The following is a 15,063-nucleotide window of genomic DNA, read 5'->3' as shown; positions in this document are numbered from 1 at the left end:
TAATGGCACACAAAAAGGCTGGCGGCTCAACTCGTAATGGCCGCGATTCTGAAAGCAAACGTCTGGGTGTAAAACGTTTTGGTGGCGAGTCTGTATTAGCAGGCAGCATCATTGTTCGTCAACGTGGTACTAAATTCCACGCTGGCGATAACGTTGGTTGTGGTCGTGATCACACCCTGTTCGCATTAGCTGACGGGAAAGTTAAATTCGAAGTTAAGGGCCCGAAAAACCGCAAATTTATCAGCATCGAAGCTGAATAAGTTTTTCGAGTTATAAACCGAATCAGAAGCCCTGCATGTGTTGCGGGGCTTTTTATATTTAAAGTACGCCATCTCTGGGTAACACGGCCGTCCAGCACTGTAATGGCTATCATACGGAGAAAAAATATGAAATTTGTAGATGAAGCCAGAATACTGGTTGTTGCAGGGGATGGTGGCAATGGTTGTGTCAGCTTCCGTCGTGAAAAATATATTCCGAAAGGTGGGCCAGACGGTGGGGATGGTGGGGATGGTGGGGATGTTTATCTGTTAGCAGATGAAAATCTCAATACATTGATTGACTATCGTTTTGAAAAATCCTTTCGAGCAGAACGTGGACAAAATGGTCAAAGCCGTGATTGTACAGGCAAGCGTGGTCAGGATACTACGATTAAAGTCCCTGTGGGGACTCGTATCCGTGATACAGCAACCGGTGAGGTTTTAGGCGATATGATTCGTCATGAACAGCGTCTAATGGTAGCAAAGGGTGGATTCCATGGGCTTGGTAATACCCGCTTTAAATCTTCTGTTAACCGGGCCCCTCGTCAAAGAACGATGGGGACTTCAGGTGAAACTCGTGAATTGATGCTGGAACTGATGTTGTTGGCAGATGTTGGTATGCTAGGGATGCCAAATGCGGGCAAATCCACCTTTATCCGTGCTGTTTCTGCTGCTAAACCAAAAGTTGCAGATTATCCATTTACCACTCTGGTCCCAAGCTTGGGTGTAGTAAGGATGGATAACGAACAAAGTTTCGTTGTTGCTGATATTCCAGGGCTCATTGAAGGTGCTTCCGATGGTGCTGGCTTGGGTATTCGCTTCTTGAAACATCTGGAACGTTGCCGGGTATTGCTGCACTTAATCGATATTTGTCCTGTTGATGAATCAGATCCTATTGAAAATGCCCGGATTATTGTCAACGAGCTACAGCAATACAGTGAAAAATTGGCAGAAAAACCACGTTGGTTGGTGTTCAATAAAGTTGATCTGTTGGAGCCAGAAGAAGCTAGACAGCGTGCCCAAGCTATTGCTGATGAATTGGGTTGGGAAGGCGACTTTTATATGATCTCAGCGATAAATCGTCTGGGCGTTAAAGCGCTTTGCTGGGATATTATGGACTTTATGAAAACTCAGCCTCGTAATATGAGCAGAACAGAAGGTGAAGCTCAGCCTGAGAAAGTTGAATTCATGTGGGATGACTACCATAAGAAGCAATTGGAACAGGTTTCGGAAATAGACGATGACTGGGATGACGATTGGGACGAAGATGACGATAAAGGCGTTGAAGTTATTTACAAACGCTGATTTTTTTACTTTCTCATCATAGCTAAGGGCGCCATCTTTGTGGCGCCAATTTTATCAGTTGTGTTGGTATAAATCTTTATACAGTCTGCTTTCGAATCGAATCAAAGGGGCCCGACGGTTGCGATGCTCTTTTGGCGGTACGGCGTAAGCAGAAATAAATTGCACGAAAGCAATTTGTTGACCGCTAGCAGTGGTTATAAAGCCAGCTAGGTTATAAACTCCTTGCAGAGCACCGGTTTTAGCCGAAACTTTTCCGTTTACTCCTGCTTCATCCAGCCCTCCTCGGTATCTTAATGTGCCATCATGACCCGCTAATGGCAGCATGGAAATAAAATCTAATTCTTGATCATGTTGAGCAATAAACTGTAATACTTCCATCATGGTTGCTGGAGTAATCAGATTATGGCGGGATAATCCTGAGCCATCCACCATCACGGTATTTCCTAGATCGATACCTGCTTTTTGTTTTAATACTTGCCTTACCGCATCAGAGCCTGAACGCCAGGTTCCTGGTATATCAAAGTATTGTCGGCCTATTGTCCGAAATACGGTATCAGCAATCATATTGTCAGATTTTTTTAGCATGACTTTCAGCAGATCATGTAATGGTGCTGATTGATTTTGAGCCAGAACTTTTCCCGGTTCAGTTGGTAAGCTTTGGCGTTTAAGATTACCTGTGATTTCAATTCCTGCAATTTGCAATTCATTTTTGAGGATTGCACCCGCATAGCTGGTACCATTTTGAATCGCGAAAGCCAGTGGCAACGGTTCACTGCGTTGAGTAAGGCATCCGGTAAGAGTAAAACGGTTCAGTTCTCCGGGAACGACGTCCAGTTCACAGTACTGGCTTTCAGGAGAGCCTTTTGCCAACGTTTTAACTTCGCTGAACATATTTACGGGATAAAAGGATGCTACGCGGATAAATGCAGTATCACCGGGGCGTTCAGCACTATATAGCGAAACTGAAAAACAATTTCGATCTACAATTGCGGCAGCAGGGGGAGCACTGAAACATTGGGTCATGTCATTCCATACCCAACCGGGAGCTTTATCGTGGCTGGCAAAGGTGGAAACATCTATCAGAAGATCGCCGTCAATTTTTTCCACGCCAGATTGTTTCAGAACTGTGACCATATTGCGAAGTTGTTGACGGGTCAGTGTCGGATCTCCGACAAAACGAGCAATCAAATTCCCTTTCAGGACGCCGTTTGAAATTTTTCCGTGACTTTCCAGTGTGGTGATAAAGCGATAATCTTTACCCAGTTGTAACAATGCTGCAAGAGCTGTGACAACTTTCAGCGTACTTGCTGGTAGAGCCATTTGTTGCCCGTGATAATCAATTAACGGGGTACTGCTACCCGTTTTTTGAGCGATTAACGCCAGATTAGTACCATCAGGCAGATATTGCGTATATTCCTCAACAGGTGTGGCGTTTGCGTTGGGTGTAATCAGATACAGAGCGGTAACGCAAATTAATCTGCCGGCAATTTTAAAGAAGGACATAAATTTCGCATATGGATGTAGACATACCACAATACTAAGGCGCAAAGTGGGGAAAAGTAAACGATGACCCATCACCAAGTCTACGTTAGAATGATATATTAATATGTAAAATATGATTGTGAACTCTGGGTAGTCCCATGGTTTGCACTATTGTTTATTGTCTGTAAGCCCGCCCGACAAGGTGTGCTCATTGTGCTGTTATCTGAAAACATCAGGATGATGCTGGTTTTTTGCTCAGGAAAGATTTAGAGGATTAATAAATGAAACAGATTCCAATGACGGTACGTGGCGCGGATAAGTTGCGCGAAGAGCTAGATTATCTAAAGAACGTACGTCGTCCAAAAATTATTTCAGACATTGCTGAAGCGCGTGAACATGGTGATCTGAAAGAAAACGCTGAGTATCATGCTGCTCGTGAACAACAAGGTTTCTGCGAAGGCCGTATTCAGGAAATCGAAGCTAAACTTTCTAATGCACAAGTGATTGATGTCACAAAGATGCCCAAGGCTGGACGTGTTATTTTTGGGACTACAGTTACGGTTTTGAATGTTAATACTGATGAAGAGCAGACTTACCGGATTGTGGGTGATGATGAGGCGGATATTAAAGAAAATCTAATCTCAGTGAATTCACCAATTGCCCGCGGTTTGATAGGTAAAGAAGTTGATGACGTTGTTATTATCAAAACACCAGGTGGTGAAGTTGAATATGAAATCCTGAAAGTTGAATATATTTAACTTCGGGATTGGCCTGTTGCTATTGGTTTACGTTAGGTAAAGTTACATAAGGATCGTGGAAAAGTAAAAAAGGCCGAATATGGCCTTTTTTATCATAATATGCGCACCGCATTTTATATAAATGTGGTTTGATTATTTAGGTAAAATAATTTTGCGTTCTTCCGATTGGCGGTAAAGAACTAGAGTTTTACCGATAATTTGCACATTATATGCACCGGTCTCGCGGACAATTGCATCGGCGATCAAATTTTTGGTTTCGCGATCTTCGCCTGCGATTTTGACTTTGATAAGCTCATGGTGTGACAGCGTTTGTTCAATTTCGGCCAACACACCCTCGGTCAGGCCGTTATTACCAATCATGACGACAGGTTTTAGCGGGTGAGCGAGACTTTTCAGGTGTTGTACTTGTTTTTTGTTAAGGGCCATTGTTTTTTTGCTTAGTTAGGATTGAAAACGAGACATTCTACCGCCATCTCATCTCTATCACCATAAATAGTGTGTTGTGGTTTTGGTGTATGGAGCAATAGATATCTGGCTCTTTATTCGTAGTATAGTTGGAAAGGACAATGGCCAATAAAAAACGTTCGGCAAGCTCCAGTCGCTGGTTACAAGAACACTTTAGTGATAAATATGTTCTGCAAGCACAGAAAAAAGGGCTTCGTTCTCGCGCTTGGTTTAAACTTGATGAAATTCAACAAAGTGACAAAATTTTTAAGCCTGGCATGACCGTTGTCGATTTAGGTGCAGCTCCTGGTGGATGGTCTCAGTACGCAGTGAGTCAAATTAGTGATAATGGGCGAGTGATTGCCTGTGATCTTTTACCGATGGATCCCATTGTTGGCGTCGATTTCCTTCAGGGTGATTTTCGTGATGAACTTGTATTGAAAACATTGCTTGAGCGAGTTGGTGATAACAAAGTCCAGGTCGTCATGTCGGATATGGCACCCAATATGAGCGGAACACCTGCGGTCGATATTCCTCGATCCATGTATCTGGTTGAATTGGCGTTAGATATGTGTCGTGATGTGCTGGCCCCTGGGGGGAGTTTTATTGTCAAAGTGTTTCAGGGAGAGGGCTTTGATGAATACCTGAGGGAAATGCGCTCCCTATTTACGAACGTGAAAATTCGTAAGCCAGACGCTTCGCGGGCCCGATCGCGTGAAGTATACATTGTAGCGACAGGGCGGAAACTATAGTACCCTGAATGCTATTTGTTAACACAGTTGTAATATGAGGTTAATCCCTTGAGTGACATGGCGAAAAACCTGATTCTCTGGTTAGTTATCGCAGTTGTGCTGATGTCGTTATTCCAGAGTTTTGGTCCCAGCGATTCCAATAGTCGTAGGGTGGATTACTCTACCTTCATCAATGAATTAGCCCAGGATCAGGTGCGCGAAGTTCGTATCACAGGTCGTGAAATTAACGTTAGTAGGAAAGATAACAGCAGATACACCACTTACCTACCAGTACAGGATGAAAAACTGCTAGATACGTTGCTGAATAAAAACGTAAAAGTGGTTGGTGAACCCCCAGAGGAACCAAGTCTGCTAACTTCTATTTTCATTTCCTGGTTCCCGATGTTACTGCTTATTGGGGTCTGGATTTTCTTTATGCGCCAGATGCAGGGTGGTGGCGGTAAAGGGGCAATGTCTTTTGGTAAAAGCAAGGCCCGTATGCTGACAGAAGATCAGATTAAAACCACTTTTGCTGATGTTGCTGGTTGCGACGAAGCGAAAGAAGAAGTTGGTGAACTGGTGGAATATCTGCGAGAACCAGGCCGCTTCCAGAAGTTAGGTGGAAAAATTCCGAAAGGTATTCTGATGGTTGGGCCTCCGGGTACGGGTAAGACTTTACTGGCAAAAGCAATTGCTGGTGAAGCGAAAGTGCCGTTCTTTACTATCTCTGGTTCTGACTTTGTTGAAATGTTTGTTGGTGTTGGTGCATCCCGTGTTCGTGATATGTTCGAGCAGGCGAAGAAAGCAGCACCTTGTATCATCTTTATTGATGAGATTGATGCGGTGGGCCGTCAGCGTGGTGCTGGTTTGGGTGGGGGTCATGATGAACGTGAGCAGACTCTGAACCAGATGCTAGTTGAGATGGATGGTTTTGAAGGCAATGAGGGTATTATCGTTATTGCCGCGACTAACCGTCCCGACGTACTTGATCCTGCGTTGTTGCGTCCTGGTCGTTTTGACCGTCAGGTTGTTGTTGGTTTGCCAGACGTACGTGGTCGCGAGCAGATTCTGAAGGTTCATATGCGCCGGGTTCCTCTGGATACTGATGTTGATGCTTCTGTCATTGCTCGCGGTACTCCGGGATTCTCTGGTGCTGATTTGGCTAACCTAGTGAACGAAGCTGCTTTGTTTGCTGCCCGTGGTAACAGACGCGTAGTTTCTATGGTTGAATTCGAAAAAGCGAAAGACAAAATCATGATGGGCGCAGAACGCCGCTCTATGGTGATGACGGAAGAGCAAAAAGAATCAACTGCTTATCATGAAGCAGGCCATGCTATTATTGGCCGTCTGGTTCCTGAGCATGATCCTGTTCATAAAGTTACCATTATTCCGCGTGGTCGCGCTTTGGGTGTGACTTTTTTCCTACCGGAAGGCGATCAGATCAGCGCTAGTCGCCAGAAGTTGGAAAGCCAGATTTCAACCTTATATGGAGGTCGTCTGGCGGAAGAGATTATTTATGGCCCAGACAGCGTTTCTACTGGCGCATCTAACGATATCAAAGTGGCGACATCAATTGCCCGTAACATGGTAACTCAGTGGGGGTTCTCGGAAAAACTTGGCCCATTACTCTATGCAGAGGAAGAAGGGGAAGTGTTCCTTGGCCGTTCAGTTGCTAAAGCTAAGCACATGTCTGATGAAACTGCTCGTCTTATTGATCAGGAAGTTAAGGCAATTATCGATCATAACTATCAACGTGCTCGTCAGATTCTGATGGACAACCTTGATATTCTGCATTCGATGAAAGATGCATTGATGAAGTACGAAACTATTGATGCTCCCCAGATTGATGACTTAATGAATCGTACAAATGTTCGTCCACCAGCTGGATGGGAAAGTGATAGCGGCGGCAGTAATAACAGTCGCCCAACAGGTAATACACCTCCTCCACAGGCTGCAAAACCAACTGATGATATCAATACATTGGCGCAAGGTGGTGAGCAAGTAGGGCAGTCAGGAAATAAAGATCAGTAATTGTTCCATTGTTTCGTAGTCTGATTTGATATTCATGAAACCCCAGGTAAGTCCTGGGGTTTTGACATTGAAGGTAACCTAACATGAAACTCAGAGCCAGAGACAATGTTCTCGATCTTTCCCGCCCACAAGTAATGGGTATTTTGAATGTGACTCCAGATTCATTTTCTGATGGAGGGGCTCATAATACTCTGGATATGGCCTTACAACATGCTGAGAAGATGATTAATGAAGGCGTTGCGATCATTGATATCGGTGGGGAATCTACCCGTCCGGGAGCTGATGAAGTTAGTGAACAAGAAGAAGTGGATCGTGTTGTTCCGGTTGTTGAGGCTTTAGCTCAACGATTTAATATCTGGATTTCTGTTGATACCTCGAAAGCATTGGTGATGAGTGAGTCAGCAAAAGCTGGCGCCCATTTGATTAACGATATTCGTGCATTACAAGAGCCTGGTGCTTTGGAAAGCGTAGCTAAATCTGGCTTACCCGTTTGCTTGACGCATATGAAAGGCCAGCCACGTACTATGCAAGATGCTCCACATTATGAAAATTTGTTAATAGAAGTGAACCAATTTTTTACTGAGCAAATTAAACGTTGTGTGATGGCAGGGATAACAAAAGATAAACTTGTTCTTGATCCTGGCTTCGGTTTTGGCAAGAACTTGACGCATAATTATCAGTTATTGGCACATTTAAACCAATTTCATCAATTTGGTTTACCTGTGCTAGCAGGAATGTCACGTAAATCTATGATAGGTCAGTTGCTTCATGTACCGCCACAAGAAAGGGTTACCGGTAGTGTAGCTTGCGCAGTTATCGCTGCTATGCAAGGAGCGCAAATTATCCGGGTACATGATGTCAAAGAAACCGTGCAGGCAATGCACATTGTCGGAGCAACACTTTCAGCAAAGGAAGAAAAGAAATTATGAGTAACCGCAAATATTTTGGTACCGATGGTATCCGTGGCAAAGTGGGCGATAGCCCAATTACGCCAGATTTTGTGTTAAAGCTTGGTTGGGCTGCGGGTAAGGTACTGGCTCGTCATGGTTCTCGTAAGATCATTATCGGTAAAGATACCCGTATTTCTGGCTATATGCTGGAATCTTCTTTAGAAGCAGGTTTAGCTGCGGCTGGCTTATCTGCTTCGTTCACTGGTCCTATGCCAACACCTGCTGTTGCTTATCTGACCCGAACTTTCCGTGCTGAAGCTGGAATTGTTATCTCTGCTTCTCATAATCCTTATTATGATAACGGTATTAAATTCTTCTCTATTGATGGTACGAAACTGCCGGATGATGTGGAAGAAGCGATTGAAGCTGAAATGGAAAAGCCACTGACTTGTGTGGAATCCGCAGAGTTAGGGCGCGCAAATCGTATTGTTGATGCTGCTGGTCGTTATATCGAATTCTGTAAAGGTACATTTCCAAGTGAGCAAAGTCTTAATGGATTGAAAATTGTACTTGATTGCGCTAACGGTGCGACTTACCACATTGCTCCAAATGTACTCAGAGAACTAGGGGCTGATGTTGTGACGATTGGCTGTGAACCAAACGGTATCAATATTAATGAAAAGTGCGGTGCTACCGATGTTCGTTTGTTGCAACAACGTGTTGTAGAAGAGAAAGCAGATGTTGGTTTGGCATTTGATGGTGATGGTGACCGCGTTATTATGGTTGACCATTTGGGACAGAAAGTTGATGGCGACCAGATCCTTTATATTATTGCCCGTGAAGCATTGAGACAAGGACAACTGCGTGGTGGCGTTGTTGGTACGCTGATGAGTAATATGGGATTGGAGTTAGCATTGAAGCAGCTTGGTATCCCATTTTTGCGTACTAAAGTGGGTGACCGTTATGTGCTGGAAAAATTGCAGGAAGAAGGCTGGCGTTTAGGGGCCGAAAACTCTGGTCATGTTATCTTACTGGATAAAACAACTACGGGTGACGGCATTGTTGCTGGCCTTCAGATTCTGAGTGCTATGGTGCGTAACCATATGAGTTTGCACGATCTGTGTAGTGGTATGAAACTTTTACCGCAGGTGCTGGTAAATGTTCGTTTCTCCGGTTCACACGATCCACTTAAATCGGAAAGCGTAATGAATACGACTAAATCTGTTGAAGCTGAATTAAATGGCCGTGGACGGGTATTGTTACGTAAGTCTGGTACTGAGCCATTGATTCGTGTCATGGTAGAGGGTGAAGATGATGTACAAGTCACTGCTTTGGCACATCGTATTGCTGATGCAGTGAAACGCGCTGGTTAATTTGTTGTTTTTTTCTTCAAGTGATTATGATTATTGAAATTAACCTTGCGTATCAGATGTGGTTTGGTTAGTATTCAGACCCACTCGGTCAGGTGATTAACCTGTTTGAGTGGGTGATGCGGTATAAGGTAGCCACGTAAACCGTGGTAAACCCCACGAGGACATAGGTACGACATATGTATGAAGCTCTTTTAGTTGTTTTCTTGCTAGTTGCTATGGGGCTAATTGCCTTGGTTATGCTACAGCAGGGTAAAGGTGCTGATATGGGTGCTTCCTTTGGTGCGGGTGCCTCTGCAACGCTGTTTGGTTCATCGGGCTCTGGTAACTTTATGACTCGTATGACTGCGCTTTTCGCCACTCTGTTTTTTATTATTAGTTTGGTGCTTGGAAATATGACCAGTAACCAAACGGGTGTAAGCAGTAAATGGGAAAACATTGGCGAGCCTGCTAAAGCTGAGAAACCAATGGAGATTCCGACGGTCCCGGCAGCACCAAATAGTGATATTCCGCAGTAATCGTCACAAGAAAGAATTGAAATGGGGTTGTTTAATCAACGATAACCTCATAGTAGTGCCGAGGTGGTGAAATTGGTAGACACGCTACCTTGAGGTGGTAGTGCCCACACTAGGGCTTACGGGTTCAAGTCCCGTCCTCGGTACCATTATTCGGATAGCTTGCGTTTTTGCAGCTATCGGCGTAATATTTGCCACGTTTTCGAACGCGGGATGGAGCAGCATGGTAGCTCGTCGGGCTCATAACCCGAAGGTCGTCGGTTCAAATCCGGCTCCCGCAACCACTTCTTAAATTAAGATGCACTTTTTTGAACGAAATAATTCAGCAATATTTGAAATATTGGTTCTGATTTAAAGGGGCATGAAGTGAGTGGTTGAAGCCACTGGCAGCAAATAGGGTCCAGTTGCATAAAGCCCCGAATTTCGGGGTTTTTTGTTATTTGACAACAGAACTACTGGGCTAATTAGCCCTTTTTTTATGTCTTGGGGGTGGGCTTGTCCACATTAGAGCAAAAATTAACAGCGATGATTTCAGCACCAGTTGAAGCTTTAGGCTTTGAGTTAGTCGGCTTGGAGTTTATTCGTGCACGTGTTTCTACATTGCGGATTTATATTGATAGTGAGAATGGTATCACTGTTGATGATTGTGCTGATGTTAGCCACCAGGTCAGTGCGGTATTGGATGTCGAAGATCCTATCTCAGTGCTTTATAACCTGGAAATTTCTTCACCTGGCTTAGAGCGTCCATTGTTCACGGCTGAACATTACCAGCGTTTTATTGGTGAGGAAGTCAGTCTGGTTTTACGTATAGCAATGCAAAACCGTCGGAAATGGCTGGGCATTATCAAAACTGTCGACGGCGAAATTATCACGGTTACGGTGGATGGAAAAGATGAAGTGTTCGCACTGAGCAACATCCAGAAAGCGAACCTGGTACCCCACTTTTAAAGTTCGGATGAGGCAACTAGGATGAATAAAGAAATTCTGGCTGTTGTGGAAGCGGTTTCCAACGAAAAATCCCTTCCACGCGAAAAGATCTTCGAGGCGCTGGAAACAGCATTGGCCACAGCCACCAAGAAAAAATATGAACAAGATATTGATGTTCGTGTCAGCATTGACCGTAAATCTGGCGATTTTGACACTTTCCGCCGTTGGTTAGTTGTTGAAGAAGTGACTCAGCCGACTCGTGAAATTACGCTGGAAGCGGCTAGATTTGAAGAGCCTGAAATCGATTTGGGTAGCTATACCGAAGATCAAATTGAATCAGTAACGTTTGATCGTATTACAACGCAAACCGCTAAACAGGTTATTGTACAAAAAGTACGTGAGGCTGAGCGCGCTATGGTTGTTGACCAGTTCCGCGAACAGCAAGGTGAGATCATCACCAGTGTAGTTAAGAAAGTCAATCGTGAGAATATCACTCTTGATTTGGGCAATAACGCTGAAGCCGTTATCCTTCGCGAAGATATGTTACCAAGGGAAAATTTCCGCCCAGGTGACCGCGTGCGTGGTGTACTGTATGATGTTCGCCCTGAAGCACGAGGTGCGCAACTGTTTGTCAGTCGTTCCCGCCCGGAAATGCTGGTTGAACTGTTCCGTATTGAGGTTCCGGAAATTGGTGAGGAGCTAATTGAAATTAAAGCTGCTGCCCGAGATCCGGGTTCTCGCGCTAAGATTGCAGTAAAAACGAATGACAAGCGTATCGATCCGGTAGGTGCTTGCGTTGGCATGCGTGGTGCGCGGGTACAGGCTGTTTCCAGTGAACTGGGCGGCGAACGAATCGATATCGTACTGTGGGATGATAATCCTGTTCAGTTTGTCATTAATGCTATGGCTCCGGCTGATGTTGCATCTATTGTTGTCGACGAAGACAAGTGTACGATGGATGTTGCCGTTGAAAGCAACAACTTAGCGCAGGCTATCGGCCGTAATGGTCAAAATGTGCGCCTGGCTGCGCAGTTGTTGAAAAAACACCGTGGTGATGACAAATGGGAATTAAATGTCATGACTGCTGAAGAGTTACAAGCAAAACATCAGGCAGAAGCTCATGCTTCTATTGATACATTCACTAAGCATCTCGATATTGATGAAGAATTTGCTACCGTTCTAGTCGAAGAAGGGTTCTCAACTCTGGAAGAATTGGCCTATGTACCAATTAAGGAACTTCTGGAAATTGAAGGCATTGATGAGGAAACTATCGAAGTCCTGCGTGAACGTGCGAAAGCTGCTTTAACTACTCTGGAACTGGCTCAGAAAGAAAGCCTCAGTGATAAACAACCAACTGAAGAGTTGTTAAATCTGACTGGTATGAATCGTACTCTGGCATTTGACCTGGCTGCCCGTGGCATCTATACGCTGGAAGATCTTGCCGAGCAGGGTATCGACGACCTATCTGATATTGAAGGTTTGAATGATGAGAAAACAGGCGAGCTCATCATGGCTGCCCGAAATATCTGTTGGTTTGGCGATGATGCGTAATAAACCGTAGCAGGAAGGAACAGCATGACAGATGTAACCGTAAAATCACTGGCAGAAGAGATACAGACTTCAGTTGATCGCCTGGTACAGCAATTTGCTGATGCAGGGATTAAAAAAACCGAAACTGATTTAGTCTCCCAGAAAGAAAAAGAAGCTTTACTGGCACATTTGAACCGCGAACAAGGTGGTTCAGCTGGTAAACCCGATAAATTAACATTGCAGCGTAAGACACGTAGTACGCTGAATGTTTCAGGCACCGATGGTAAAAGCAAACCGGTAGCCGTTGAGGTCCGCAAAAAGCGTACATATGTGAACCGCGATGCAGTTGAACAGGCTAAAGCGGAAGATCAGGCGAAGCGTGAAGCGGAAGAGCAAGCACGGCGCGAAGCAGAAGAAAAAGCGCAACGCGAAGCCGAAACAGCAGCGAAGAAACTCGCTGAAGAGCAGGCTAAACGTGAGGCAGAAGACAAGGCCAAACGTGAAGCAGCTGAAAAAGCTAAGCGCCCGGCAGCGGAAAATGAAAAAGTGACCAATCAACATACCGAACATAAACAAAAACCAGCACAGACTGATAAAACAACTCAAAGTGAAAAAGCACGCCGTGAAGCAGAAGCTGCCGATCTTAAGCGTAAAGCAGAAGAAGAGATGCGTCGTAAGGTAGAGGAAGAGGCTAAACGCGTTGCTGAGGAAGCTCGTCGTATGGCTGAAGAGAATCAGGATAAGTGGTCAAGTGATTCAGATTCCATTGATAGCGATGATTATCATGTCACTACCTCCCGTCATGCCCGTGCAGCAGAAGACGAAAATGATGCTAAAGTTGAAGGTGATCGTCGTGCCCGCAGTCGTAGTGGTAAGGCTACTCGCCAGAAGAAGAATAATAAACATTCTGAATCTAAAGCAGATCGTGAAGAAGCCCGTGCAGTTGGTCGTACAAAAGGCAAGCAACGTAAAACCAGTACATTGCAACAAAGCTTCAATAAGCCTGTAGCTGCTGTTAACCGTGATGTTGTGATCGGTGAAACTATTACAGTTGCTGAATTGGCGAATAAAATGGCTGTCAAAGGTTCTCAGGTCATCAAAGCCATGATGAAAATGGGTGCAATGGCAACCATCAACCAGGTGATCGATCAGGAAACTGCACAGCTGGTTGCTGAAGAAATGGGTCATAAAGTTATCCTGCGTCGTGAGAATGAGCTGGAAGAAGCGCTGATGAGCGACCGCGATATAGGTGAAGCTGTTGCTGAATCGCGCGCGCCGGTTGTGACCATCATGGGTCACGTTGATCACGGTAAAACTTCTCTGCTGGATTATATTCGTTCTACGAAAGTTGCTTCTGGTGAGGCGGGTGGTATTACCCAGCATATCGGTGCTTACCATGTTGAAACTGAAAGTGGCATGATTACTTTCCTAGATACTCCAGGGCATGCTGCATTTACTTCAATGCGTGCACGCGGTGCAAAAGCTACCGACATCGTGGTCCTGGTTGTTGCTGCTGATGATGGCGTGATGCCTCAGACTATCGAAGCTATTCAGCATGCAAAAGCAGCGAATGTGCCTGTAGTTGTTGCGGTTAACAAGATCGACAAACCAGAAGCTGATCCGGATCGCGTGAAGAGTGAGCTTTCTCAGCACGGTGTTCAGCCTGAAGAATGGGGTGGTGAAACTCAGTTTATCAATGTATCCGCTAAAGCGGGTATTGGTATTGATGAATTGCTGGACGCAATCTTACTTCAAGCTGAAGTTCTTGAACTAAAAGCAGTCCGTTCTGGTATGGCAAGCGGCGTTGTTATCGAATCATTCTTGGATAAAGGCCGTGGTCCGGTTGCGACAGTGCTGGTTCAGGAAGGTACTTTGAACAAAGGTGATATAGTACTTTGTGGCTTTGAATATGGACGAGTTCGGGCAATGCGTGACGAGCTAGGTCGTGAAGTGTTCTCCGCAGGGCCATCTATTCCAGTGGAAATCCTTGGCCTATCCAACGTACCTGCGGCTGGTGATGAAGCAACGGTTGTACGTGATGAGAAGAAAGCTCGTGAAGTTGCTCTGTATCGTCAGGGTAAATTCCGTGAGGTCAAACTGGCTCGCCAGCAGAAGTCTAAACTGGAAAACATGTTTGCTAACATGGAAGAAGGTGAAGTTTCTGAATTGAATATTGTTCTGAAATCTGACGTTCAGGGATCATGTGAAGCGATCCGCGAAGCATTGGAACAATTGTCTACTGATGAAGTGAAAGTGAAAATCATCGGCTCTGGCGTAGGTGGTATTACTGAAACTGATGCAACACTGGCTGCTGCTTCTAATGCAATTATTCTAGGCTTCAATGTTCGCGCCGATGCTTCTGCACGCCGAGTTGTTGAAAATGAAAGTTTGGATCTGCGTTATTACTCTGTTATCTATAGCCTGATTGATGAGGTTAAACAGGCAATGAGTGGTATGCTGGCGCCTGAATATAAACAGCAGATCATGGGACTAGCAGAAGTTCGTGATGTGTTTAAATCACCGAAATTTGGTGCGATTGCAGGTTGTATGGTGACCGAAGGTACTATTAAACGCAATAATCCAATTCGCGTGTTGCGTGATAACGTAGTGATTTATGAAGGTGAATTGGAATCCCTTCGCCGCTTTAAAGATGACGTTAACGAAGTCCGTAATGGCATGGAATGTGGTATCGGTGTTAAGAACTACAACGATGTTCGTGTTGGTGACATGATCGAAGTATTTGAAGTTATTGAAGTTAAACGATCTATCGCTTAATTCCTACCACTGGTTAATTTCATTATTGGGGGGCTTTTGCCCCCCAAA

At 44.8% G+C, this 15,063-nt stretch carries 13 protein-coding genes and 2 tRNA genes; 13 read left to right on the top strand and 2 right to left on the bottom strand.

Features of this window, described 5'->3' with window-relative positions:
* Positions 1-2: 2 nt before the first annotated feature.
* Positions 3-260: a 50S ribosomal protein L27 gene (gene rpmA / locus AAC155_RS07510; RefSeq protein WP_036776537.1), complete on the top strand. Its 258-nt coding sequence runs from the start codon at positions 3-5 to the stop codon at positions 258-260.
* A gap of 126 nt (positions 261-386) precedes the next feature.
* Complete coding sequence (cgtA, locus tag AAC155_RS07505; protein WP_113041641.1) at positions 387-1,562, top strand: Obg family GTPase CgtA; 1,176 nt, start codon at positions 387-389, stop codon at positions 1,560-1,562.
* Between the two features lie 54 nt (positions 1,563-1,616).
* Here cgtA and dacB read toward each other — a convergent pair whose 3' ends face one another.
* Positions 1,617-3,065, bottom strand: coding sequence for a serine-type D-Ala-D-Ala carboxypeptidase (dacB, locus tag AAC155_RS07500; RefSeq protein ID WP_113041640.1), 1,449 nt, complete (start codon positions 3,063-3,065; stop codon positions 1,617-1,619).
* 260 nt (positions 3,066-3,325) lie between these two features.
* Here dacB and greA point away from each other — a divergent pair, with 260 nt between their 5' ends.
* Complete coding sequence (gene greA / locus AAC155_RS07495; RefSeq protein ID WP_112877184.1) at positions 3,326-3,802, top strand: transcription elongation factor GreA; 477 nt, start codon at positions 3,326-3,328, stop codon at positions 3,800-3,802.
* A 132-nt stretch (positions 3,803-3,934) separates the two neighbouring features.
* Here the strand turns inward: greA and yhbY are convergent, their stop codons facing one another.
* Complete coding sequence (yhbY, locus tag AAC155_RS07490) at positions 3,935-4,228, bottom strand: ribosome assembly RNA-binding protein YhbY (protein ID WP_112877185.1); 294 nt, start codon at positions 4,226-4,228, stop codon at positions 3,935-3,937.
* A 140-nt stretch (positions 4,229-4,368) separates the two neighbouring features.
* Here yhbY and rlmE point away from each other — a divergent pair, with 140 nt between their 5' ends.
* From rlmE to infB, 10 genes are all read left to right on the top strand, one after another.
* Positions 4,369-4,998: a 23S rRNA (uridine(2552)-2'-O)-methyltransferase RlmE gene (gene rlmE, locus AAC155_RS07485; protein WP_112877186.1), complete on the top strand. Its 630-nt coding sequence runs from the start codon at positions 4,369-4,371 to the stop codon at positions 4,996-4,998.
* A gap of 48 nt (positions 4,999-5,046) precedes the next feature.
* Positions 5,047-7,008 carry an ATP-dependent zinc metalloprotease FtsH gene (ftsH, locus tag AAC155_RS07480; RefSeq protein ID WP_191214797.1) on the top strand — a complete coding sequence of 654 codons (1,962 nt, stop codon included), beginning with the start codon at positions 5,047-5,049 and terminating at the stop codon, positions 7,006-7,008.
* 83 nt (positions 7,009-7,091) lie between these two features.
* On the top strand, positions 7,092-7,937 hold the full coding sequence (gene folP / locus AAC155_RS07475) for a dihydropteroate synthase (protein ID WP_113041638.1): 846 nt from the start codon (positions 7,092-7,094) through the stop codon (positions 7,935-7,937).
* The gene (gene glmM, locus AAC155_RS07470) at positions 7,934-9,271 is read left to right on the top strand and encodes a phosphoglucosamine mutase (RefSeq protein WP_113041637.1); all 1,338 of its coding nucleotides are present in this window, start codon (positions 7,934-7,936) and stop codon (positions 9,269-9,271) included. Before folP ends, glmM begins: the two co-directional genes overlap by 4 nt.
* Positions 9,272-9,447: 176 nt before the next feature.
* The gene (secG, locus tag AAC155_RS07465) at positions 9,448-9,786 is read left to right on the top strand and encodes a preprotein translocase subunit SecG (RefSeq protein WP_113041636.1); all 339 of its coding nucleotides are present in this window, start codon (positions 9,448-9,450) and stop codon (positions 9,784-9,786) included.
* Between the two features lie 57 nt (positions 9,787-9,843).
* A tRNA-Leu gene (locus AAC155_RS07460) sits at positions 9,844-9,932 on the top strand.
* Positions 9,933-9,990: 58 nt separating this feature from the next.
* Positions 9,991-10,067: transfer RNA gene (locus AAC155_RS07455), tRNA-Met, on the top strand.
* 211 nt (positions 10,068-10,278) lie between these two features.
* Entirely contained in the window at positions 10,279-10,731 is a 453-nt protein-coding gene (gene rimP, locus AAC155_RS07450) for a ribosome maturation factor RimP (protein ID WP_146747889.1), read from the top strand.
* A 21-nt stretch (positions 10,732-10,752) separates the two neighbouring features.
* Entirely contained in the window at positions 10,753-12,261 is a 1,509-nt protein-coding gene (nusA, locus tag AAC155_RS07445; RefSeq protein WP_113041635.1) for a transcription termination factor NusA, read from the top strand.
* Positions 12,262-12,285: 24 nt separating this feature from the next.
* Positions 12,286-15,015, top strand: a complete 2,730-nt coding sequence (gene infB, locus AAC155_RS07440) for a translation initiation factor IF-2 (RefSeq protein ID WP_113041634.1) — start codon at positions 12,286-12,288, stop codon at positions 15,013-15,015.
* Positions 15,016-15,063 lie beyond the last annotated feature (48 nt).

Source organism: Photorhabdus sp. HUG-39, assembly GCF_963878365.1.
GTDB lineage: Bacteria > Pseudomonadota > Gammaproteobacteria > Enterobacterales > Enterobacteriaceae > Photorhabdus > Photorhabdus kayaii.
The sequence above is the reverse complement of the archived record's forward strand: the minus strand, read 5'-3'. Positions and strand labels throughout refer to the sequence as shown.

Coding starts and splice junctions, on each gene's coding strand:
- rpmA (WP_036776537.1), top strand. CDS start 3: ATGGCACACAAAAAGGCTGGCGGCTCAACTCGTAATGGCCGCGATTCT.
- cgtA (WP_113041641.1), top strand. CDS start 387: ATGAAATTTGTAGATGAAGCCAGAATACTGGTTGTTGCAGGGGATGGT.
- dacB (WP_113041640.1), bottom strand. CDS start 3,065: ATGTCCTTCTTTAAAATTGCCGGCAGATTAATTTGCGTTACCGCTCTG.
- greA (WP_112877184.1), top strand. CDS start 3,326: ATGAAACAGATTCCAATGACGGTACGTGGCGCGGATAAGTTGCGCGAA.
- yhbY (WP_112877185.1), bottom strand. CDS start 4,228: ATGGCCCTTAACAAAAAACAAGTACAACACCTGAAAAGTCTCGCTCAC.
- rlmE (WP_112877186.1), top strand. CDS start 4,369: ATGGCCAATAAAAAACGTTCGGCAAGCTCCAGTCGCTGGTTACAAGAA.
- folP (WP_113041638.1), top strand. CDS start 7,092: ATGAAACTCAGAGCCAGAGACAATGTTCTCGATCTTTCCCGCCCACAA.
- glmM (WP_113041637.1), top strand. CDS start 7,934: ATGAGTAACCGCAAATATTTTGGTACCGATGGTATCCGTGGCAAAGTG.
- secG (WP_113041636.1), top strand. CDS start 9,448: ATGTATGAAGCTCTTTTAGTTGTTTTCTTGCTAGTTGCTATGGGGCTA.
- nusA (WP_113041635.1), top strand. CDS start 10,753: ATGAATAAAGAAATTCTGGCTGTTGTGGAAGCGGTTTCCAACGAAAAA.
- infB (WP_113041634.1), top strand. CDS start 12,286: ATGACAGATGTAACCGTAAAATCACTGGCAGAAGAGATACAGACTTCA.